Raw genomic sequence first — 23231 nt, 5'->3', positions numbered from 1 at the left:
GGGACTGCCTATATTCTTGGGTAGTGAACGCTTCCCCACGTTGCGGGTGGCGCCTCTTAATGCCAAAAGGAAATCCATGAAAGCACTTGTCTATAACGGTCCCTGCGACGTCCAGGTCAAGGACATGCCGGACGCGAAGATCGAAAAACCGACCGACGTCCTGGTGCGTATCACCACCACCAATATCTGCGGTTCCGACCTGCACATGTACGAAGGTCGCACCGAAATGGAAGCCGGCCGCATCCTGGGCCACGAGAACATGGGCGAAGTGATCGAGGTCGGCAACGCGGTCCAGCGCGTCAAGGTCGGCGACGTCGTCTGCCTGCCGTTCAACATCGGCTGCGGCTTCTGCGAGAACTGCGAGCGCGGCCTGTCCGGCTTTTGCCTGACCGCGAACCCGGGCACCGCCGGCGCCGCCTACGGCTTTGCCGGCATGGGACCGTACAGCGGCGGCCAGGCCGAACTGCTGCGCGTACCCTTCGGCGACTACAACTGCCTGGTGCTGCCGGAAGATGCCAAGGAAAAGGAAAACGACTACGTCATGCTGTCGGACATCTTCCCGACCGGCTACCACGCAACCGAACTGGCCGGCGTCAAGCCGGGCGAATCGGTGGTCATCTACGGTGCCGGCCCGGTCGGGCTGATGGCCACCATGTCGGCCTTCATCAAGGGCGCCAGCCAGGTGTTCGTGGTCGATACCCACAAGGACCGCCTGGCGCTGGCCGAGAAAATGGGCGCCGTCGCCATCGACGATACCGAGGGCGAGGGCGTCCAGCGCATCCTCGACCTTACCGAAGGCAAGGGCGCCGATCGCGGCTGCGAGTGCGTCGGCTACCAGTGCTGCGACAAGCATGGCAAGGAAGTGCCGAACCTCACCATGAACAACCTGGTCCAGAGCGTCAAGGCGACCGGCGGCATCGGCGTGGTCGGCGTGTTCCTGCCGCAGGATCCGGGTGCGCAGGACGCGCTGGCGAAAGAAGGCAAGCTGGCCTTCGACTTCGGCAACTTCTGGTTCAAGGGCCAGAAAATCGGCACCGGCCAGGCCAACGTCAAGCATTACAACCGCAACCTGGCCAAGCTGATCCATGCTGGCAAGGCCAAGCCGTCGCAGATCATCTCGCACGAACTGGCGCTGGACGAGGCGCCGAAGGCCTACGAGAAGTTCGACAAGCGGGAACAGGGCTGGACCAAGGTCGTGCTGAAACCCGGCAAGTAAGCAGAGACACGGACGCAATGCGCGGCCAATGAGATGGCCGCGCTCGTCATCAGGACTCAGCAGGCCGATCCGGCGCTGTATCGCCGCCGGCATGCCTGATCAGGCTTTCCCAAGGGCCTCGTCGAGCGCGGCCCTGGCCTGCGCCACCTGCTCGGCATCCTGCTGCAGCAGCATGAGCCGGCGCTGCAGCGGTCCCCAGCCGGCCCAGGGCGCCGCCGGTCCGCTGCGTTCGCGCGGCGGTGTGGCGTCGCCGGGCGCCGCCATCCCCAGCCGGGCGCGCAGCTCGGCGAAGGTCTGCTCCAGCGCCGCCGCCACCTGCGCGCGCGGCATGTGTTCGGCGTAGCGCTGCAGCAGCAGCCGCACCGCCGCCACGTGCGCCACCAGCAAGTAATTCTGTAGCGTGAAGCGGTTCAGCGCTTCCGGCGCGCGCCGCTTGGCCGCCGGTTCGTCGAGCATGCGCCCGAGCGCCGCGCTGAGGTTGGCCAGGCTGTCCATGAAGCCCTTGCGGCGTACCCGGTAGTGGAAATCGTCGACGCTGCGGCCCAGCAGCAGGTCGGCGGCGGCGTCGACGTACTTGCGGTTGGCGTCCAGCACCGCGTCGATCAGGCGCGGCAGGGCCTGGTATTCCCAGCTCGGCAGCACGTAGCTGAAGAAAGTGGCGATCAGGGTGCCGAGCAGGGTGTCGAGCAGGCGCTCGTTGATGGCGCTGGCGCCGTGCGGCAGCGTCAGGCCGATCAGCAGCAGCGCCTGCATGCTGGCGGCGATCGCGGTGTAGCGGTACTTAATATAGAGGAAGGTCGGGCCGGCCGCGGTGGCCACGAACAGGAAGCCGAACAGGATCGCGGGCGCATGCACGAAGCGCAGGATGATGGCGGTCAGCACGCAGCCGATGAAGGTGCCGACCAGGCGGTCGGCGCGGCGCTGGCGCGTCATGCTGAAGTTCGGTTTCAGGATCACGGCGATGGTCAGCGCGGTCCAGTAGCCATGCGACTGGTAGGGCAGCCATTCCGACAGCAGCAGGCCGGCCGAAATCGCCATCGCCACCCGCAGCGCGAAGCGGAAGGTGGGCGAACTCCAGCGCAGGTTCGATAGCAGCAGGCCGATGCTGTAGCGCTGCTGGGTGAGGAAGGGCGTCAGGTCGGCGCCGGGCGTGATCGGCAGCGCACCCTGGGGCGCGCGGCTGGCGGCATGCAGGCGGGCGATCATCCCGATGGTCTCGCGGATCTTGTTGGAGGTGGCGCGCAGCACCGCCTGGGCTTCGCGGGTTCTGTCGTCCTCGTCGCCGCTGGGCAGCGTGCGCAGCACCTCGGCCAGGCGGCGCAGATCGTCCTGGTAATCGACGACGCGGCGCGAAGGGCGGTTGCGCGTCATGGCATAGGCCACCGATTCGATGTCGCGCGCAGCCTTGCCGATCAGGTCCCCGAGCAGCTCCAGGACCGGGCCGCCGGTCGGTCCCTCGGCGAAATGCCGACGTAGCAGCGCGTAGTCGGTATGGGTCGACAGCACCACTTCGTACAGGTCGAACATGGCGTAGTGCACCTGCACCAGGCTGGTTTCGTCGGGGCCGGGTTTGCCGCGCAGGATCAGGTCGCGCGAAGCCTGCTGGCGTTCGGCCAGCACGCTCTGCTGGCGCACCAGTTTTTCCAGCTGGGACGACAGCGGCGTGGCGATGTCGTAGCAGTTGGCCTTCAGGTTGGTATAGCTCGCCAGTTCGTACAGCGCTTCGGCCAGCACCTGCTGCTTGAGGCGCCGCTGCAGGGTCCAGACCACGGCCATCGCATACGCCATGTAGCCGGCGCCGCCCGCCAGGAACAGCGCGCCGTGGCGCAGCGCCTGCAGCGGCGTGGCCGCTTCCTCGGCCGACAGCATCATCACGAACAGCGCCGCGAACTGCAGCGGCATCGCCTTGCGGCCATACACCACCATCATGCTGGCCAGGAAGGAGACCAGCACGATCACCGTGCGCAGCAGCCACGGCACCGGCGAGCACAGGCTGATCAGCAGCGCCACCAACGAGCACAGTAGCACCGCCGCCAGCATCTCGTTGAACTTGTGGCGCAGCGGACTGGGCATGTCCATCAGGCTGGTACACAGCGCACCCATCGCCACCGCCATGGCGGTGCGCAGGTCGGCGAAGGCGTAGGTGAGGCAGCTGAGGCCGACGACGCCGGTGGCGATCCGCAGGCCGGTGTAGAAGTAATGACTAAAGACGAAGGTGCGCGGCGCGAGGGCGTAATGCATGGAGTCAGGAAGGAAATGTTGTGACCATTATATCGCTGCTGCTACCCGTTGATTCGTCCGCTTGACGGAAGGAAAGCGGCCAGACCGGTTGCGCCGCACCTGTCCAGCCAGTTGCATGCAGGAAGCATGTGGTCTGGACGCCACATCCGTGAAAAACGATCGAAAATGTTCCTGCAAAAACCTTGTTTCTGAGCACGTTTTTGTTATCGATATAGTAAGCTCGTGGACACTTCAATAAGAATCCATCCAGGAGACAGGAATGAACATGCACGTCCCGGCGCGCCGCCGCGCCATCGCGCTGGCGGCCGCCCTGTGCGCAGCCCAGGTCTGCGCGCAAGCCCACGCACAATCCCAAACAGGCCAGGGCATTGGCCAGAGCGCCGATGCCGAGGCACCCCTGCAGCAGGTCGTGGTCAGCGGCATGCGCGCCAGCCTCGAAAAGGCGCAGGACCTGAAACGCCGCGCCGACCAGGTGGTCGACTCCATCGTCGCCGACGACATCGGCAAGCTGCCCGACGCCAACGTGGCCGAAGCCCTGCAGCGCATCACCGGCGTGCAGGTGTCGCGCAACCGCGGCGAAGGCGACCAGGTGCAGATCCGCGGCCTGTCGCAGACCCAGACCCTGCTCAACGGCCGTTCGATCTTCACCGCCGGCAAGGAGCGCGGCCTGTCGTTCCAGGACGTGCCGGCCGAATTGCTTGCCGGCGCCGACGTCTATAAAACCCCGACCGCCGACCAGGTCGAGGGCGGCATCGGCGGTCTGATCGACCTGCGCATGCGCCGGCCCTTCGACTTCAGCGGCGCCCGCGTCGCCGGCACGCTCAAGGAAACCTATGCCGACTACGCCAAGAAAAAGAACCCGGAAGGCTCGATCCTGCTCAGCAACCGCTGGAAGACCGCCATCGGCGACGTCGGCGCGCTGCTCAGCGTGGCCCACCAGAAGCTCGACTATCGCTCGGATTCGATCGAGCTGGGCGCGCCGGCGCAGTTGGCCGACGGTTCCGGCATCTACGCCCCGGTCGGCGCCTATTATTCGTACGAGAACGGCCAGCGCGACCGCACCGGCGTCACCGCTTCGCTGCAATGGCGGCCGTCGCGCCAGCTCGACCTGTACCTGGACGGGAACTTCACCCGCCTGAAGACCGCCACCGACACTTATTCGATGTACGCCTCGCCGTACTGGGCCAACTGGAGCGCCGCGACCAATGCCGGCGCCATGTGGCCGAAGGGGGCCATCGAGACCAATGGCGACGCCATCGTCAAGGGCACGGTGTGGGGCGCGCAGATGAGCACCTCGGGCTTCATCGCCGACGACCGCACCAAGACCCGGCAGCTGGCGCTGGGCGGCAAGTGGCGCGGCCAGGACTGGACCGTCCGTTCCGAACTGGGCCACACCAAGAGCGACTACGCCCGCCTGTACCAGGAAGTGCGCCTCGGCGCCTCGACCGCGGATGCCGCCTTCACCTACGACATGACGACGCCGGTGCCGTCGGCCTATCCGGTGCTGGCCAACCCCGCCGACCTCCTGAACCCGTCGAACTACTGGGCCGGCAATGCGCTGTACTTCCGCCAGAAGAACGAGGGCAAGGAAACCACCTGGCGCGCCGACGGCGAACGCAGCCTCGACCTCGGCGCCGTCACCCGCGTGCGTACCGGCGTCCGTTACGCCGACCGCGACGCCAGCAGCGCCGAGATCAACACCATCGACAATATCTGGCGCGACGGTAATTCCGGTGCGGTGGGCGGCGCCGTGCCCGGCCTGGCCAGCCAGGTCGCACCGATCCCGTACAGCGATCTTTTGCACCGCGAGGGCGGCGGTATCTATCCACGCCAGTGGCTGTCGGTCTCGAACCTCGACTGGCTGCGCGATCCGCAGGCGGTGCGCAGCACGCTCGGCCTGAGCGTGCCGGGCTTCGATGCGGCCCAGACTTTCGACTTCTCGGAAAAGTCGACTGCCCTGTACGGCGTGCTCGACTTCGAATCGGCGCTGTTCGGCAAGGACCTGAGCGGCAACGTGGGCGTGCGCTACGTCCACACCAAAACCGGACGCGCGTGGCAGGAAGCCGTGGCCGGCGGTACTTACGCGATGCGTACCGGCGACAGCACCGACAACGACTGGCTGCCCAGCCTGAACGCCAAGCTGGCGCTGACCGACCAGCTGCAGGCGCGCTTCTCGGCCTCCAAGGTGATCACCCGTCCGAACTTCGACCAATTGACCCCAAGCCTGTCGCTGAACGCCAACGACCGCACCGGCTACCAGGGCAATCCGACCCTGCAGCCGCTGAGTGCGCGCCAGCTCGACGCCACCCTCGAGTACTACATGAGCAGCAGCGACTACCTGTTCGGCGCCGCCTTCTATAAAAAGGTGGACGGCTTCATCCAGACCTCGGCCACCAACCTGCAGTACGGCGGCACCTCGTACACGGTCAGCACCCCGAGCAACGGCCAGGATGGCACCATCAAGGGCCTGGAGCTGGGTTACCAGGGCTTCTTCAAGAACCTGCCGGGCATGCTGCGCGGCCTCGGCGTGCAGGCCAACTTCACCTATGTCGACAGCCGTGCGCCGGGACCGCTCGAAGGCCAGCAGACCGCGCTGGAAGGCCTGTCGCGCCAGAGCTACAACCTGGTGGCGATGTACGACTGGGAGAACTTCTCGGCGCGCCTGGCCTACAACCACCGCGGCAAGTACCTGGCCGGCACCACCAACTACTATCCGAACAACGGCAATACGATCGCGCAAACGCCGTACTACATGGACGGCTACGGCCTGGTCGACGCCTACCTGAGCTACGGCCTGAGCAAGACGCTGAAGCTGGCGGTCGAGGCCAACAACCTGACCCGCACCTCGCGCCACAGCTACTATGGCGTGAGCGGGCTGCCGTTCGGACGCTACGTGGATGACCGTCGCTTCGCGGTGAGCCTGCATGCGGACTTCTGAGCCGCGCCGCGGCGTCTTGCGCGGCCTGGCGGCGGCGCTGGCGCTGGCCTTTGGCGGCTCGGCCTGCGCCGCCGGTGCCACGACGCGTGTCGCCGCCAGCCGGTTCTACGCCGGCGGCGACGTCTCGGTGCTGGGCTGGCTCGAACGAAGCGGCGCCCGCTACCACGACCGGCGTGGGCGCCGCGGCGATGCGCTGGCCATCCTGCGCGACGCCGGCTTCGATATCGTGCGCCTGCGCCTGTACGAGCAGCCCGGCCCCGGCCGCGGCCACGACGGCTGGCACTGGCCGGCCGACTGCATGAACCTGCCCGACCTGCTGGCACTGGCGCGCCGCAGCGCCGCGTTGGGCATGCGGATCCAGCTGACCTTCCACTACAGCGACTTCTGGACCAACGGCAAGGTGCAGACCGTACCCGCGGCCTGGCAGGCGCAGCTGGATGCCTTGCCGAGCGAGGACGCGCGCTTCGAGCATCTGCGCGAGCTGGTGTACGCGCGCACGCGCGAGGTGATGCTGGCACTGCAGGCCCAGGGCACGACGCCGCAGTTCGTCTCGATCGGCAACGAGATCGAGGGCGGCATGCTGTTCCCGTACGGTGGCTTGAACGTACCGAATGGCGAGGACAACTGGCCGCGCCTGGGCAAGCTGCTGCAGGCCGGCCACGATGCGGTGAAGTCGGTGGCACCCGGCAGCCGCACCATCCTGCACCTCGACGACGGCGGCAACATCGACAAGTACACCTGGTACTTTGACCACTTGCGCAAGCTTGGCGTGGAATGGGACGTGATCGGCGCCTCCTACTATCCGTTCTGGACCAGGAAGAGCGTGCCCCAGCTGGCCGACTTCATCCGCGCGGTCACGGCGCGCTACGACAAGGATTTGTTCGTGATGGAGGCCGGCTTCAACTGGAATCCAGACCTGCCGGACGGGCGGCGCGGCCAGCTGGCCGACAACGGCCCGTATCCGGCGGCCATGAGTTCGCCCGAAGGCCAGCAGCGCTTCATGCGAGAGCTGCTGTCGACCCTGCGCCGCACGCCGCGCACGCTCGGCGTGCTGTACTGGGACCCGATCATGATCGAAACCCCGGGCGTCGGCTGGGCGCTGCGCGACGCTGACGGCAAGCCAGGGCCGAACGTGGTCTCGAACACCACGCTGTTCGACTTCAAGGGCAGGGCGCTGCCGGTACTCGACAGCTGGCGCAGCAAGCAATAATTTACAAAGAGAGACGATGAAGACTACGACCCACCACCGCCATGCGGCCGCCTTGGTGTGCGCGCTGCTGTTCCCCAGCGCAGCCGTGCTGGCAGATACCTTGTTGACGGTCGACGCCAGCGCACCCGTCAGCGCGCCGCTCGAAGGCCACCTGAAGCAGGGCAGCAAGCGCTCGCCGCAGGGCGCCACCATCGGCATCAACAGCCGCTACCTCACCCGCGCCGGCAAGCCCTGGCTGCCGGTGATGGGCGAATTCCACTACACCCGCATGCCGGCCTCGCAGTGGGAACTCGAACTGCGCAAGATGAAGGCGGCCGGCGTCGACGTCGTCGCCAGCTACATCATCTGGAACCACCATGAAGAGCAGGAAGGCAAGTTCGACTGGAGCGGCCGGCGCGACCTGCGCCGCTTCGTCGAACTGTGCCGCAAGGTCGGCCTCGACTTCGTGGTGCGGGGCGGCCCCTGGGCCCATGCCGAGGTGCGCTATGGCGGCGTCCCCGACTGGGTGGTGGATGCGATGCCTACCCGGGGCGACGACCCGCAATACCTGTCGTATGTGGAGCGCTTTTATGGCCAGATCGGCCTCCAGCTGCGCGGCCTGCTGTGGAAGGATGGCGGGCCGGTGATCGGCCTGCAGATCGAAAACGAATACAACCTACGCGGGCCGGGGCAGGGCGCCGCCCACATCGCCAGGCTGAAAGGCCTGGTACTGAAGGCCGGGCTGGACGTGCCGCTGTACACCGTCACCGGCTGGGACGGCACCGTGTACCCGCCTGGCGAAGTGACCCCGGTATTCGGTGGCTACATCGACGAACCCTGGTCCACCAGTACCAAGGAACTGCCGCCGAAGGAGACCCACGCCTTCCGCTTCGACACCCGCGTCAGCGGCGACCTCGGCGCCCAGACCGCCTCGCACGGCGTCGGCACCGCCGACCAGGAAACCGACAAGACGCCCTTCCTGGGCGCCGAATACGGCCCCGGATTGCCCTTCATGTACCGCCGCCGCCCGGTGCTGTCGCCCGACGACGTGGCCTCGATGCTGCCGGTGCAGCTGGGGTCGGGCCTGAACCTGCTCGGCTACTACATGTTCCACGGCGGGCGCAATCCGGAAGGGCGCACCTGGCTGCAGGAGAGCAGCGCCAGCGGCGGCTATAACGACCTCCCGCTGATCAACTACGACTTCCAGGCGCCGCTCGGCCCCGACGGGCAGGAACGCCCGGTGCTGGCGCGCCTGCGCCCCTTCCACTGGTTCCTGCACGACTTCGGCGCGCAGCTGGCCACCATGACGGTGCGCAAGCCGGATGTGGTGCCGGCCAATCCGGCCGACCTCATGACGCCGCGCTTCGCCGTGCGCAGCCATGGCAAGTCGGGCTTTCTCTTCATGAACAACCACGTGCGCCAGTACGCGATGGCGCCGCAGAAGGGCGTGCGCTTTTCGGTCAAGCTGCCGAACGAAACCCTGGTCTTCCCGAGCAAGGCGGTGGACGTGCAGGACGGCGATTACTTCATCTGGCCGTTCCACCTCGACCTCGACGGCACCGACCTGCGCTACGCCACCGCGCAGCCGATGGCGCGCATCGATGCCGGCAACGAGGGCATCGTCTACGTGTTCGCTGCCCACAAATCGATTCCGGTGGAATTCGGCTTCGATGCCGCTGCGGCGGGCGGCATCGCGCTGGCCGGCGCACAGGGCAGCACGCGCGACAGCACTTACGTGGTCGATGCCGTCACGCCCGGCACCTCGGCCGCGGTGACGATCCGCCGTGCCGGCGCGCGCCCGGTACGCATCGTGGTGCTGAGCGCGGCGCAGGCCGAGCAGGTCAGCATCGGGCAGGTGGCCGGCGCGCGTCGTCTCCTGATGAGCGCCCAGCAGGTGGTGGTGGCGGACAAGGCGCTGCAACTGCGCTCGGCCGGGCAGCCGCATTTCCGCCTTGGCGTGTTCCCGGCGCTCGGCAAGCCGCTGGCCGGCGCGCGCGCGGGCCAGGACGGCATCTTCCAGACCTTCGAGGCCGACCTGCCGGAGCGCCGCATCACGGCCACCGTTACGCCGGTGCGCGACGCGCGCGAAGCCCCGCCGGTCAGGATCGGCGGCCCCGCACGCGCGGCCGTGGAACCGGCGCCGGAAAGCTTCAAGGCCGCTGCCAGCTGGCAGATCGCCGTACCGCGCGCGCAGTTGACAGGTCTCGACGATGCGCTGCTGAACATCGACTTCGTCGGCGACGTCGGCCGCCTGTACAGCGGCGTGCACATGCTCGACGACTGGTACTACAGCGGCTACGGCTGGCAGTTCGGCCTGCGCGATGCGGAGGCGGCGCTGGACCGTCCGCTGACACTGTCGGTGATGCCGCTGCGCGCCGACGCGCCGGTGTATATCCCGAAGGAGGGCCGGCCGGACTTCGGCGGCAAGCCGCAGTTGGCCGCGCTGCGCGGCGTGAGCGTCACCCCGGTCTACCTGCTGACCCTGACGCCGTGATCGCCGCTAAGTGCCACTAAGTGCCACTTAGCGCCGCACGCGCCGGACCTGGCAGGTCAGGCGCGTGTCTGGCTACAACACGCCTTTTCGTTCTTCTTCACCCGGCCTGCATGGCCGCCGCAGCGCTTCCCTCGCGCATACGCGTTCGATACCCATTTCGATATCACGGCGACAAAAAAAGTTGTTGGCCTTCCCGTATTTACTCCGATAAATTGCTTATATATTAGTGTAGAAGCATGAGTGGCACCAAAGCAGTGCCACGCGAGAAGACAACAACAGAGGAGACAAACCATGAACAAGAACTGGAAAGGTGCCGCGCGGCGCCGGCTGGATGCCGGGCGCGAGGTTTTCGTGATGACCGTCCTGGCGGGCATGATATCGAGCGCCTACGCGCAAACGAGTGCGGCACCGGGCGCCACAGACCCGGCCGGCACACCGGCGACCGTTCCGCAGACGGCGCCGCAGTCCACCGACACCACGCCCGACAAGGTGGCCGCCACCGGCAACGGCAACGCCAGGGCAGCCGCCATCTCGACCGTGAACGTGAGCGGCTACCGCAGCTCGCTGGCGCTGTCGGCCAATGAAAAGCGCGACAACAACGGCTTGACCGACACCGTGTTCTCGGAAGACATCGGCAAGTTCCCCGATCCGAACATCGCCGACGCGCTCTCGCGCATGCCGGGCGTGCGGGTGCAGCGCGCCGCCATCGACGGTGAGGGCATGAGCATCTCGATCCGCGGCATGGGCCCGGCCTTCACGCGCGTGCTGCTGAACGGCGCGCCGATGGCGGCGGCGTCGGCCGGCAGCTGGGGCGGCACCATCAGCGCCAACCGCGAAGTCGACATGGACTTCCTGCCGTCCGAACTGTTCCGCAGCGCGACCGTGTACAAGAGCCAGCAGGCCGACATCATGGAAGGCGGCGTGGCCGGTACCGTCAACATGCGCAGCGTGCGTCCGTTCGACAAGGCCGGCTTCCGTTCGGCCTTCACCGCCAGCGGCAACTACCGCGACCAGGACGGCAAGTGGGGCAACACCGGCTCGGCCCTGGTCAGCAATACCTGGAACACGCGCTTCGGCAAGGTCGGGGCGCTGGCCGGTTTCGCCTGGGGCAATACCAAGTACCACACCGACGTGTTCCAGACGGTCGACATGCGCACCTTCCGCCTCAATGCCAACCAGAGGAACGGCTCGGACCCGGCGTCGCTCGGCGGCGACTACTTCAACAGCCCGGCCACCGTGCCCTCGGGGCTGCCGATGAACCTGCTGCCGGCCTACGCGCAGGCGGTGCTCAAGCCCGGCGCGGCGATCGACCGCAACATGCTGCTGGCGCTGAACCCCGGCGCCACCATCCAGCAGATCGACAACGGCCTGATGGGCCGCCTGCCGCGCTACCTGGTCTACGACGGCGCGCGCAAGCGCCGCGGCGAAGTGCTGAGCTTCCAGTGGCAGCCGAACGAAAGCTGGGACTTCTACCTCGACGCCCTGTTCGCCCAGAAGGGCAACAAGATGACGCAGGAGTCGATGAACGTCGGCATGCGCGCCAACACCCCGATCCCGATCGGCCTGCAGTTCGACCGCAGCGATTGCTCGGCCTACTGCACGATCACGCAGGCGACGCTGGCCAACACCTTCTGGTCGCTCGAATTCCGTCCGCTGCAGGAGAATACCCATTTCCGCAGCCTCAACCCGGGCTTCGAATGGCGCGCCACCGACAAGCTGACGATCGACGGCCACGTCAACTACACCGACAGCGGCTTCTGGCGCGACACGCCGTCGGTACTGGTGGCGACCCGCTCGGCGCCGTCGCTGATCAACTACAGCAACACCGATCCCGGCCAGATCCCCAAGATTACCAGCAACATCGACATCAACGACCCCAGCGCCTTCGGCTGGTACCAGGCGGGCCAGAACCTGTCCGGCCTGCGCACCGACCTGTACCAGCGCACCAACACGACCAAGGGCACGCGCCTGAACCTCAACTGGGGAGAGGAAAAGTTCGCGATCAAGGTCGGCGGCTCGTTCGACGACATCACGCGCCGCTTCACCGGCAGCGACTTCACCAATCCCGAGGCGTGGATGAACTACACCTGCGGGAACAACGTGAGCTACCAGTTCTATGCGCCGAACACCGCGCTGCAAGGGCAGTGCGACGGCCGCTCGACCCCGGGCGTGGCCGTGGCGCCGACCCTGTATCCGGGCTACGGCACCGGCGTCAGCGCCGGCCAGACCGCGCCGCTGGTCTACCTGGGCTCGAAGGTGACGAATGCCGACCTGGCCAAGTACGTGCACAAGAGCGACCACGGTTTCATCACCGTCGACTGGGACCAGTTTGCGAAGGACACCAATTACCAGTACTTCAAGGAGCACATGTACGGCGTGGCCACCGCCGGCGGCGGCTACCTGCGCGAAAAGGTCAGCGCCTTCTATGTCGAGACCAATGGCCGGCTGCCGGTGTTCGGCCACACGCTGCGCTACAACGCCGGCGTGCGCTATGCCGCCACCGAGCAGACCATCGGCGCGCCGCAGAACCCGGCCGATCCGCGCAACGCCGCGCAGAACCTGCAGAACGGCGGCCGCTATCCGAACGTGCAGACCTGGGTCTACGAGACCACCAAGTACCACAACGTGCTGCCGTCGTTTAACCTGTCCTACAACCTGACGCGCGACCTGATCGCCCGCGTCTCCGGCTCCAAGTCGATGACCCGCGCCAACCCGGCCGATTTGCACCAGACCCAGCTGACCATCGGCGACCAGGGCGTCAACCAGGGCAGCGTGTCGAACCCGAACCTGAAGCCGTTCAAGGCCAACGCCCTCGACCTGGCGCTGGAGTGGTACTTCAGCCGCGAGGGCTACGTGGCGCTGTCCGGCTTCGCCAAGGACATCGTCAGCCGTCCGGGCCAGCGCCTGGTCGACTACACGCTGTCCCAGCTGGACCAGATCTACGGCACGGTGGGCCTGACCGACGCCCAGCAGGCGGCGGTCGATGCCGCCGGCGGGCGCGACCAGAAACACGTGATCATCACCGAGCCTTACGACATCAACACCAAGCTCAAGGTGCGCGGTTTCGAATTCACCTGGCAGCAGCCGCTGGACATGTTGCCGGTCAAGGGCTTCGGCTTCACCGGCAACTTCACCTACACCAAGCAGACCGACGAAGTGGCCGGTTCGCCGCCGGTGGCAGGCGTGCCGCCGCGTACCAACAACCTGACCGTCTACTACGAGCGCAATGGCCTGAACATGCGGGTGTCGCGCCAGTACACCTCGAGCCTGATCAGCAATACCAGCACCGGCCTGGCGCCCGGCGTGTATGCGTATTCGACCGGACGCTCGCAGGTAGACCTGTCGGCCGGTCTGAACCTGCAGCGCATGTTCGGCTTCCGCTACAACACCGACCTGACGCTGAGCGTGTGGAACCTGAACCGGGCCAAGAGCCAGAACTACACCCAGTTCACCAACGCCGTGTACGACCAGAACGATCCGGGCCGCAGCTATACGATGTCGCTGCGGACCGCGTTCTAAGTCGGCAGGCCAGGCAGTGGACAACCCCGGCGTTGCGGCGCCGGGGTTTTTTTATTGTCTCGCCGCCGCTGCCGGCGACCACGAGAAGCGCACGCAGTCGCGTGCGTCCGGACCCGCTCCGGGGCTGTCGGCGCCGATGGTGCCGGTGGCCGGATCGATGCGCAGGTAACGCCGGGTGGCCAGCGACATCAGCAGCAGTTCGCCGTTCAGGGTCTCGCTCCACTGGAAGCCTTGCGCTTCCTTTGCCGGTCCCGGAGACAGCGCCGCGCGCCCGTCCGGTCCGACTGTCAGGTAGCGCGTGCCGGCGCGCAGGGCGACGCGTCCCAGGCCCAGGTCCTCGACCATGAACGGGGTCGGTGCCGCCACGGACAGCTCGGCGCCGTCGGCATGCAGTCCGGCGCCGGTCCCGGTGCCGGCCAGCCGGATCGACTGGCCGTAGGGGATGGCGCGCATCAGGCCATGCGGCGTGGGCTGGTAGACGTCGATGCTGTCGAAGTCGGCGTGGCCGCCTTCCTTGCCCTGCGTGTTGTAGTTGAACAGGGCGTAGCGCACGCCCTGGAAGGTGGTCAGCTGGAACACCATCGTGAACGGCTCGCCGATCGGCTGGAAGGTCTTGCCGTCCAGCGAGTACGAGAAGCGGGCTTGCTCGCTCAGGAAATCGCAGTCGGCGCGCAGCCACACGCGCGCGGTGTTGGATGAACCCGCGAGCGCGATCCGGCGGGTGGCGGCGCGCGCGCCGTCGAACAGCACGATGGCCAGGCCGGCGCCGGTCTTTTCGACGCCGAGGGTGGCGTACGGCAGGTTCAGCAGCCCCAGGCCGGCGACGTCGCCCGGCCGCATGCCGGCCGCGTCGAGCGCCACCGTGGGCGAGGAGCGCGGACCGATGGCGCGCTGGGTCAGGCTGTTGCGCGCGTCCCAAAACGATGCCGCCGGCAGCGCGTGCAGGCGCAGGAAGCCGGGACGTTCCGTCAGCGACCATTTGCCGTCGACCGGCACGTGGTTCCATTGCCACAGCGGCTGCAGCGCCGTGCTTGAAAAATCGTCGCTGCGCTTGAATGGCACGCGGATCGGCTGCCCCTTGTCCGTCTTCGGCTTGACCCAGGTGCGCGGCGTGCGTCCCAGGTTGCCGGGCAGGCCGAACCAGGGCCAGCCATCCTTCCAGGTCACCGGCGACAGGGCGGTCAGGCGTCCGACCGCGTTCGCATCCATCATCGAGAACCCCCACCATTCGCCGGCCGGGGTCAGCACGATGCCGCCCTGGTGCAGTGGTCCGGCGGACTTGCCCGGCTGCGGCGGCGCGATCGCGGACGAGTCGCCGGTCTGCTTCAGGCCATGGCCGCCCGCCAGGCCGAAGGCTTCGTCGCGGCTGATCGCCTCGTTGACTTCGTAGGGGCCGAAGACGTGGTCGGCGCGCGCGGCCGGCATGCGGAAGCCGCCGGCATAGTTGGCGCTGATGATGTAGTAGCGGCCGTCGATCTTGTAGAAGTGCGCGCCTTCGCCCATGCCGGCGGTCTTGGAAAACACGACTTTTTCGGTCTCCGGGACGATGTCGGTCAGGTCCGCCGTCAGCTCGGCCACGTGCATGTCCTGGTGGCCCCAGACCGCGTAGGCCTTGCCGTCGTCGTCGAACAGCACGGAGAGGTCGTGCAGGCCGCGCTTCATCTCGCGGTGGGTCCAGGGGCCGCGGGGATCTGGCGCGCTGTAGACCTGAGTGGCGCGCCGGTTGACGTTGCTGAAGATATAGAAGGTGCCGTCGCGGTAGCGCAGGCTCGGCGCCCAGATGCCCTGGCCGTAGATGCCCTTGCCGTCTTCCAGCCGGTAGCCGGGGCCGTAGTCGAGGCGGTCGGCGGCGTAGGCGAGGAATTCCCAGTTGACCAGGTCGTGCGAGCGCAGGACCGGCAGGCCCGGCATGGTGTGCATGGTGGTGCCGGTCAGGTAGAACCAGTCGCCCACGCGGATCAGGTCGGGGTCGGAGAATTCGTCGTAGAACAGCGGGTTGGTGAAAGTGCCGTTGCCGTTGTCGGCGGTCCAGGTGGCGCTCGACAGGCCGGCGGCCGGGCGCGGCACCTGCTGGGCGGCGGCGGGCAGGGCCGCCAGGATCGCGCACAGGAGCAGGGGCCAGGTGCGCGGCCTGCGCGGCAGGCTGCGGCACTGCGGGTGGGTGGGGTGTGCTTGACTCAAGTCTCCTCCAGGATGTCGGTCTCAGTGCCTGCTTTCCGCTTCGAGCCGGGCGATCGCGAGCTTCGCATCCGCCATGTCGGGCCAGAAGCCGAGCACGCGCCGGTAGGCCGCGATCGCCGCCACGTTGTCGCGCTGCCGGTCGTAGGTCATCGCGAGGTAGAACATGGCACGCCCGCTGTCCGGATAGAGGCTGGTGGCGAGGCGGTAGATGTCGATCGCCTCGGCATACCGCTTCAGGTCCAGGAAGCGCTCGCCCCATGAAATCAGCGCGCGCTCTTCCGGCTTGAAAGCGGCGTCGCGCCGCTGCATGTCGCGATAGATCGTCTCGAGCTCCTTGTGGCCCTGGCGGGCATAGCGTGTGGCCATCGTCGCCAGCGTCGCCGGTTCGCCTTCGGCTTGGTGGATGTCGACCGCCAGCAGGTGGGGGGGCACCGCGTTCGCCGCCGGCTTGTTGCCCATGAAGGCCAGGCCGGCCGCGTCGCCGCGCAGGTAGGCGTCGAGGAAGGCGCGCACGTAGCGTCCCATCCAGCCGTGGGCGAGCAGGGCTTCCTCGCGCGAGTAGTCGCCGAACCGGTCTTCGGGCCCTAGCCGCAGCGCTTCCGCCTGGAAGGCGGCATGCGTCATGGTGTCCATGGTCACGTTGTACAGCGTCGCGTACTTCATCCGGTTCATCAGGCTGTAGCTTGCCGCCACCTGTGCCGAGCGGTTCATGGCCTCGACGGTCGACGGCTTGCCGCCCAGGTACAGCATCGGCAGCGCCAGGCGTTCCGGCGTCGCATACGCCGCTTGCTGGACGACCGCCGGGTGGTAGCGCACCGACCCGTCGAGCGAGACCAGCGCCGCGATCCGGTCGTCGCGCGCGGCGGCCAGCACGTTGGCCAGGCCGCCCCAGCTGTAGCCCATGGCGGCCACGTGGCGGGTGGCGGCCTGGGGCAGGGTCGCGGCATACCCCACCAGGAAGGAAATGTCGCGCGCCTCGGATTCCGCGCTGACGAGGTCGAGGTCGATGCTGCGCGCATGCACGCCGATACTGGCGCTGGCGACGACCAGGTAACCATGGCTGGCGAGGTATTCGCACAGGTCGGCGTTTTCATGCGCGGACATGCTCGAACCCGGCGCGTAGATCACGATCGGGAAGCGTCCCGCAGCCGGCCGGCCGTCGCGCCGCGCCAGCATCGGCTGGTCGAGCGCGGTCCTGGTCTGGCGCGGGTCGAGGACCGGGTAGTTGTCCTGCATGTAATCGGCGACGAAACGCTCGGTCGCCGCGGCATCGCGCCCGAAATGGTCTTCGGTGGCCGCGGTGCGCAGGTAATCGGCGTAGCGGACCGGAGTGCCCGCCCCTTTTTCGGCCGGATACCATATCAGTGCCTGGATCGGGCGCGCGCGTTCGCCATCGGTCGGCATGCCGGTTACCATGTCCGTCTTTTCCTGGTAGGCGCGCGAACGGTCGTGCAACTGCACGACGCGCAGTCCGACGCCGTATGGCCCCGGTCCGCCGGGAAAGGCGGGGGCGGCCGCATCCGCGACGTGGGATGCCAGTCCGATTGCGAACAACAGCAGCAGTTTGCGCATGACTTCCTTTCAGGTATTCAGACCAGGATGCGGCCGTCGATCTCGCGCACCGACTTCACTCCGGTCAGTACCATGCTGGTCCGCATGTCCTTTTCCAGGATCGCCAGCAGGTTGCGCACGCCGGCCGCGCCGCCCACCGCCAGCGCATAGATGAAGGCCCGGCCGATCAGCACGCCGTCCGCGCCCAGCGCCAGCAGGCGCACCACGTCGAGGCCGGTGCGGATGCCGGAGTCGGCGAAGATGGTCAGGTCGCCTTTCACGGCGGCGGCGATCGAGGGGAGGGCCTTGGCCGTGGACAGCGCGCCGTCCAGCTGGCGCCCGCCGTGGTTCGAGACCACGATGCCGTCGGCGCCGAAGGCCTTGGCGTCGCGCGCGTCGTCGGCGTCGAGGATGCCCTTGATGACCATCGGACCGTTCCACTCGTCGCGGATCCACTGCAGGTCGGACCAGTCGATGCCCGGGTCGAAGTTGGCCGCCAGCCAGCCCATGTAGTCGACCAGGCCGGTCGGGTTGCCGCGGTAGGCCGAGATGTTGCCGAGGTCGTGCGGGCGCCCGAACACGCCGACGTCGAAGGCCCAGCGCGGGTGAAGCATGGCCTGGAACACGCGCCGTAGCGGGCCGCTGCGCCCGCTCATGCCGGAATGGGCATCGCGGTAGCGCGCGCCGGGCACCGGCATGTCGACCGTGAAGACCAGCGTCTTGATGCCCAGTTCGCGCGCGCGGCGCAGGTAGTCGCGCATGAAGCCGCGGTCCTTCAGCACGTACAGCTGGCACCAGATCGGGCGCGCCGACTGCGCTGCGACTTCCTGCAACGGGCACACCGACACGGTCGACTGGATGAACGGGATGTTGCGTTCGGCCGCGACGCGCGCCGCCTGCACTTCGCCGCGCCGCGCATACATGCCGGCCAGGCCGATCGGCGCCAGCGCGATCGGCAGGTCCTGCCTGACGCCGAACCATTCGGTGCCGAGGTCGAGGCTTTCCGAGCCCTTGAGCACGCGCTGGCGCAGCGCCACCTCCTGCAGGTCGCCGACGTTGGCGCGCAGCGTGGACTCGGTGCCGGAGCCGCCGTCGAGGTAGTGGAACAGGAAGGGCGGCAGCTTGCGTCGTGCCGCTTCGCGGTAGTCGGTTGCGGAAGAAATGATCATGTTCGGGTCGGGAGATGGTAAGCCCGACAAGAATGACGGCGCGGGGCCTTGCCTGTCAACCCGGCGCTGTGCCGGACACGGATGTGAGCAGCGAACTGATCATTTTGCGCATATTGATATGCTTTAAATGATCGATTGACCGGCTTCCGTACCGGTTTTTCCCGGGCGCGTACTATCGGTTGTGGCGAGGTAGCAAAGAGGTTATGCAACGGCTTGCAAAGCCGTCCAGACAGGTTCAATTCCTGTCCTCGCCTATTTCCCCTCCAGATTCACGGCATCCAGCCGTTTCCTCCCAAGTTCCGATTCAGCGCCACACCACCCGGTTGCGCCCGGCCTGCTTGGCCCGATACAGGTGATTGTCGGCCGCTTCGAACAGCGCGGCCGCGCTTTCGGCGCCGTGCGTCCCGAGCGTCGCCCCGCCGACGCTGACGGTCAGCACCGGTGCCACCGACGACGCCGCGTGCGCCAGTTGCAGCTCCGCCAGCGCCGCGCACAGGCCGTCGACCACGCCGCGCGCCTCGTCGGCGCCGGTCTCGGGCAGTATCAGCACCAGTTCCTCGCCGCCGTAGCGCGCCGCCAGGTCGGCCGGACGGCGCATCGCCTTGCGCGCCGCCCGCGCCACGGCGCGCAGCGCCCGGTCGCCGGCCGGGTGGCCGTAATGGTCGTTGTACTGCTTGAAGGCGTCGATGTCGAGCAGGGCGATCGACAGCGGCGTGCCGCTGCGCTGGGCGCGCGACCATTCCTGGGCATACACCTCGTCGAAGCGGCGCCGGTTGGCCAGTTCGGTCAGGCCGTCGACGTTGGCCAGGCGCTCGAGCATGCGGCGCTGGCGCACCATCTGCAGGTGCAGCGCCACGCGCGCCATCACCACCGTGGCGTTGAAGGGCTTGGCGATGTAGTCGGCGGCGCCCAGCTTGAGGCCGTTGGCTTCGTCTTCGGGCCGGTCCAGGCCGGAGATGAAGATCACCGCCAGCTGGGCCGTGGCCGGATCGGCGCGCAGTCGGCGCAGCACGTCGAAGCCGTTCATGTCCGGCATGACCACGTCCAGCAACAGCAGGTCGGGCATGAGGCGGGCGGCGCGTTCCAGCGCCTGTTCGCCGTTCTTCGCCAGCAGCACCGTGTAATCGGGCTTCAGCAGTTCCGCCAGCAGCTGGCGGTTGATCGGATCATCGTCGCAGATCAGGACTTTCTGGGGTTCGACCGGGTTCATGCCTGGGTTTCCATTTCGAGGTCGAGCGAGCGCACCAGTGCCGCCAGCTGCGCCTGGGCGGCGTCGAATTCGAGGTCGCCGATGGCCGCGGCCAGCGCCGCCAGCGCGGCCGCGTGGGACGGCTGCGGCAAGGCCTGCCGCAGCGCCGCCAGCGCATCGTCGGCACGGGCGTCGCCGTCGTGCAGCCAGGCTGCCAGTGCGGTGGTCAAGGCAGCAAGATCGGCTGCCGTTCCGGTCGCGACGCCCGACGCCGGGGCGGCCGGGGTGGCCTGTACAGCGGCGCGCGCCAGCCCGGCCAGCACGCCTTCCAGGGCCATGATCAGGTCCGGCACCAGCAGCGGCAGGCGTGCGTGGCTGCCGGCGCGCAATTCGCCTTCCAGGCTGCCTGCCAGTGCCGCCAGCGGCATGGCGCCGATGTAGGCGGCGCCCGACTTCAGGTTATGCGCCAGCGACGCCAGCGGCGCATAGTCGCCGTCCGCCAGCGCGTCGCGCAGCGCCTGTGGCGCGGCGCGGTATTCCTGGACGAAGCCGGCGATGCGCTTGTGCAGGCGCGCCGGCTGGCCGGCGGCGCTGGCCAGCGCGCGCTGCCAGTCGATCCCGTGCACCGGCGCCAGTCCATGGCCGGCGTCCCGCTGTTCGTCCAAGCCGGCGTCGGCGATCGCGGCCGGCGGCACGCTGCGTCCGGCCAGGCGCGCCGGGTCGATCCACTTGGCCAGGGTGCGCAGCAGCAGGTCGGGGTCGATCGGCTTGACCACGTGGTCGTTCATGCCGGCCGCCAGGCTCTTGTCGCGGTCGCCGGCCATGGCATGCGCGGTCATTGCGATCACTGGCACGCCGGCGCACTGCGGCAGCGCGCGGATGCGGCGGGTGGCGCTCAGGCCATCCACCTCGTGCATCTGGATATCCATCAGCACCAGGTCGTAGTCGTTCCTGGCCGCCATCCCGACCGCCTCGAGGCCGCCGGTTGCGACGTCCACCTGCACGCGCGCGGCGGTCAGGAAGTCGAGCGCCACCTCGCGGTTGTTGGCGTTGTCGTCGACCAGCAGGATGCGGGCGCCGTCCAGGGGCGCCGGCGCATCGGCGTGATTGCTGGTCGTTGCAGATGCAGTGCCTGGCGACGATGCATCCGCGGCCAGCTCGGGACGCAGCACCTGCACCAGGCTGTGGTAGAGCAGGGCCGGGCCGACCGGCTTGGTGAGGAAGGCGGCCAGCGGCAGCTCGCCTTCCTGGGCCAGCACGCTTTCGCGGGTGCAGGCACTGACCATCAGGATCGCCGGCGGCGCCGCGACACCCACGACACCGGCGTCGGCGCGGATGCGGCGGATCGCCTGGACGCCATCCATCTCCGGCATCAGGTAATCCATCAGCACCGCCTGGTAGGGCTTGCCGTCGCCGGCCGCCGCGGCCATGCTCGCCAGCGCCGCGCCGCCGGAGTCCACCGTATCGGCCTTGATGCCGAAGCCGTCCAGCATGTCGACCAGCGCGCCGCGCGCACTGGCGCAGTCGTCCACCACCAGCACGCGCATCTGCTGCAGCGCGCCGATCGAGGGACGTGGGTCGCCTGTCGTGGCATCGCCGACGCCCAGGCGCGCCGTGAAGCTGAAGCGGCTGCCCACGCCCGGGGTGCTGGCGACCTCGATGCGGCCGCCCATCAGTTCGACCAGCTGCTTCGAGATCGACAGGCCGAGACCGGTGCCGCCGTACTTGCGGGTGATCGAGCTGTCTGCCTGGCTGAAGGACTGGAACAGGCGCGCCAGCTGGTCGTTGTCCATGCCGATGCCGGTGTCGCTGACCGAGAAGCGCAGCAGGACGCCGTCTGCCGTGCGTTCGGCCACCTCGACCGCGACCACGATCTCGCCTTCGTCGGTGAACTTGACGGCGTTGTTGGTCAGGTTGATCAGGACCTGGCCCAGGCGCAGCGGGTCGCCGACCAGGCGCGCCGGCACCCCGCGCGGCACCGAGAACACCAGTTCGACGCGCTTGTCGTCGGTCTTCAGCGCGGTCAGGCTGGACAGGTGCTCGAGCAGTTCGTCGAGGTCGAAGGGGACCGCTTCCAGCGTCATGCGGCCGGCTTCGATCTTGGAGAAATCGAGGATGTCGTTGATCACGCCCAGCAGGTGCTCGCCGGCGCCCAGGATCTTGCCGAGGTAGTTGCGCAGCTTCGGATCCGGATCCGCCATCAGGCCCAGGCGGCTCATGCCGATGATCGCGTTCATCGGGGTGCGGATCTCGTGGCTCATGTTGGCCAGGAATTCGGACTTCAGGCGCGTCGCTTCCTCGGCGCGCAGCATGGCGTCCTGGATGCCCTTGGTGCGCAGGCCGAGGATGCGCATGAACAGGATCATCTCGAAGGTGCTGCCCAGCTGCACGCCGTGCAGGGTCCAGAAACTGGCGCCGAGACGGCCCTTGATCAGCTCCGCCGCGATCACCGAGCCGGCGAAGGCGACCGCCCAGCCGACCAGGAAGTAGGTGCCGACGGCGTCGCCGCGGCGGGCGCGCTGGAAGGCGCCGGGCAGGCCGAGCAGCATCGGCATGATGCCCAGGCTGCCGACGATCGCGACCAGTACCTTGTCGTCGATCAGGTCGAAGCCGAAGGCGGCGGCGCCGAGCACGCACAGGACGGCGCCGGTCTTCATCAGGCGCGAGAAGATGCGGTCCATGCCGGGGCGCGCCAGCGCCTGTTCGACGAACAGGTAGGCGCCGCAGGACGCCATCAGGGCGACCGTGCCGCCGGCGTGGATCGTGAACCAGGCATTGCCGCCCCACAGGTAGTGGGCGCCGAGGCCGAACCACGACAGGTTATAGATGGCCATGCTGCCGGTCAGCAGCGCGTACTTGCCGAACAGGTGTTCGCGCAGGTTGACCCACTGGGCCAGGCTGTACAGCAGCAGGCACAGGCTCAAGCCGCCCAGCACGCCCTGCAGCAGGAACTCGCTCATGGTGGCGTTGGCGTAAGTGGCCGGCTTCTCGAGGCTGAGCGGCAGGATCTTGGGCCCGTTGGTCAGGACCCGCAGCAGTACCTCGTAGCGCGCGCCCGGCTGCAGGCGCAGCACGAAGGCCGGCGCCGGCGTGCCCAGCGACCCGCTCTGCGCCACCGCGCCGCCGGCCACCGCATGCTGCTCGATGCGGCCGTCGCGCGCCAGATACATGTCGACGCGCTTGAGCAGGCCGAAGTCGAGCTTCAAGACCCAGCTGCCGTCGCCGCCCGCTGCCACCTGCAGCGGCACGCGGACCCAGACCACCGCCTTTTCCATGCCGAGCGTGGCGTAGGCGCCGTCCGGGCGCGTAAACCGCTGCGGCGCCGCCAGCAGCGCGTCCGGTGCCAGGCTGGCGCCAGGGTCGCGCAGCACCGTGGCTGCCGGCCAGGCTTCGATGTGCGGCGTGGCGTCGTCCAGCACCAATGCCGCCGGTGCGACGACCGCGCCGGCCATGGCCAGGGGGAACGCCAGCGCCAGCAGCATGGCCAGCATCAGGCTGCGCAGCACCTGCAGTGCAGGAAGGGAGCGAAGGTTCGGCATGGGAG

11 protein-coding genes and 1 tRNA gene are annotated in these 23231 nt (G+C 67.9%); 6 read left to right on the top strand and 6 right to left on the bottom strand.

Going from position 1 to position 23231, the window contains the following annotated elements; translation table 11 throughout:
* Positions 1–76 precede the first annotated feature (76 nt).
* A complete protein-coding gene (locus U1H99_RS20960) occupies positions 77–1216 on the top strand; it encodes a glutathione-independent formaldehyde dehydrogenase (RefSeq protein ID WP_323143649.1) in 1140 nt (379 codons plus the stop codon).
* A 99-nt stretch (positions 1217–1315) separates the two neighbouring features.
* Here U1H99_RS20960 and U1H99_RS20955 read toward each other — a convergent pair whose 3' ends face one another.
* Complete coding sequence (locus U1H99_RS20955) at positions 1316–3457, bottom strand: FUSC family protein (RefSeq protein ID WP_323143648.1); 2142 nt, start codon at positions 3455–3457, stop codon at positions 1316–1318.
* 259 nt (positions 3458–3716) lie between these two features.
* Between U1H99_RS20955 and U1H99_RS20950 the strand changes: the two genes are divergently transcribed.
* From U1H99_RS20950 to U1H99_RS20935, 4 genes are all read left to right on the top strand, one after another.
* Positions 3717–6395, top strand: coding sequence for a TonB-dependent receptor (locus tag U1H99_RS20950; RefSeq protein ID WP_323143647.1), 2679 nt, complete (start codon positions 3717–3719; stop codon positions 6393–6395).
* Positions 6382–7605 carry a glycoside hydrolase family 53 protein gene (locus U1H99_RS20945; protein WP_323143646.1) on the top strand — a complete coding sequence of 408 codons (1224 nt, stop codon included), beginning with the start codon at positions 6382–6384 and terminating at the stop codon, positions 7603–7605. The genes U1H99_RS20950 and U1H99_RS20945 overlap by 14 nt, the downstream gene beginning before the upstream one ends.
* Positions 7606–7621: 16 nt before the next feature.
* The gene (locus tag U1H99_RS20940) at positions 7622–10078 is read left to right on the top strand and encodes a beta-galactosidase (protein WP_323143645.1); all 2457 of its coding nucleotides are present in this window, start codon (positions 7622–7624) and stop codon (positions 10076–10078) included.
* Positions 10079–10369: 291 nt separating this feature from the next.
* On the top strand, positions 10370–13597 hold the full coding sequence (locus U1H99_RS20935; protein WP_323143644.1) for a TonB-dependent receptor: 3228 nt from the start codon (positions 10370–10372) through the stop codon (positions 13595–13597).
* A 51-nt stretch (positions 13598–13648) separates the two neighbouring features.
* Here the strand turns inward: U1H99_RS20935 and U1H99_RS20930 are convergent, their stop codons facing one another.
* The 3 genes from U1H99_RS20930 to lldD are packed head-to-tail and all read right to left on the bottom strand — an operon-like array spanning position 13649 to position 18498.
* Entirely contained in the window at positions 13649–15778 is a 2130-nt protein-coding gene (locus tag U1H99_RS20930; protein ID WP_323143643.1) for a family 43 glycosylhydrolase, read from the bottom strand.
* A gap of 21 nt (positions 15779–15799) precedes the next feature.
* Positions 15800–17350, bottom strand: a complete 1551-nt coding sequence (locus tag U1H99_RS20925) for a CocE/NonD family hydrolase (RefSeq protein WP_323143642.1) — start codon at positions 17348–17350, stop codon at positions 15800–15802.
* A 17-nt stretch (positions 17351–17367) separates the two neighbouring features.
* Complete coding sequence (lldD, locus tag U1H99_RS20920) at positions 17368–18498, bottom strand: FMN-dependent L-lactate dehydrogenase LldD (protein ID WP_323143641.1); 1131 nt, start codon at positions 18496–18498, stop codon at positions 17368–17370.
* Positions 18499–18681: 183 nt separating this feature from the next.
* Between lldD and U1H99_RS20915 the strand changes: the two genes are divergently transcribed.
* Positions 18682–18752, top strand: a tRNA-Cys gene (locus U1H99_RS20915).
* A 50-nt stretch (positions 18753–18802) separates the two neighbouring features.
* Here U1H99_RS20915 and U1H99_RS20910 read toward each other — a convergent pair.
* Together U1H99_RS20910 and U1H99_RS20905 are read right to left on the bottom strand one after the other, a co-directional pair.
* On the bottom strand, positions 18803–19708 hold the full coding sequence (locus tag U1H99_RS20910) for a diguanylate cyclase (RefSeq protein WP_323143640.1): 906 nt from the start codon (positions 19706–19708) through the stop codon (positions 18803–18805).
* A complete protein-coding gene (locus U1H99_RS20905) occupies positions 19705–23226 on the bottom strand; it encodes a hybrid sensor histidine kinase/response regulator (RefSeq protein ID WP_323143639.1) in 3522 nt (1173 codons plus the stop codon). The genes U1H99_RS20910 and U1H99_RS20905 overlap by 4 nt, the downstream gene beginning before the upstream one ends.
* Positions 23227–23231: the final 5 nt, after the last annotated feature.

It is taken from the genome of Massilia phyllosphaerae, assembly GCF_034659755.1.
Classification (GTDB): Bacteria; Pseudomonadota; Gammaproteobacteria; order Burkholderiales; family Burkholderiaceae_D; genus Telluria; species Telluria phyllosphaerae.
Note: the sequence above shows the minus strand (reverse complement) of the source record. Positions and strands in the feature narration are given on the sequence as shown.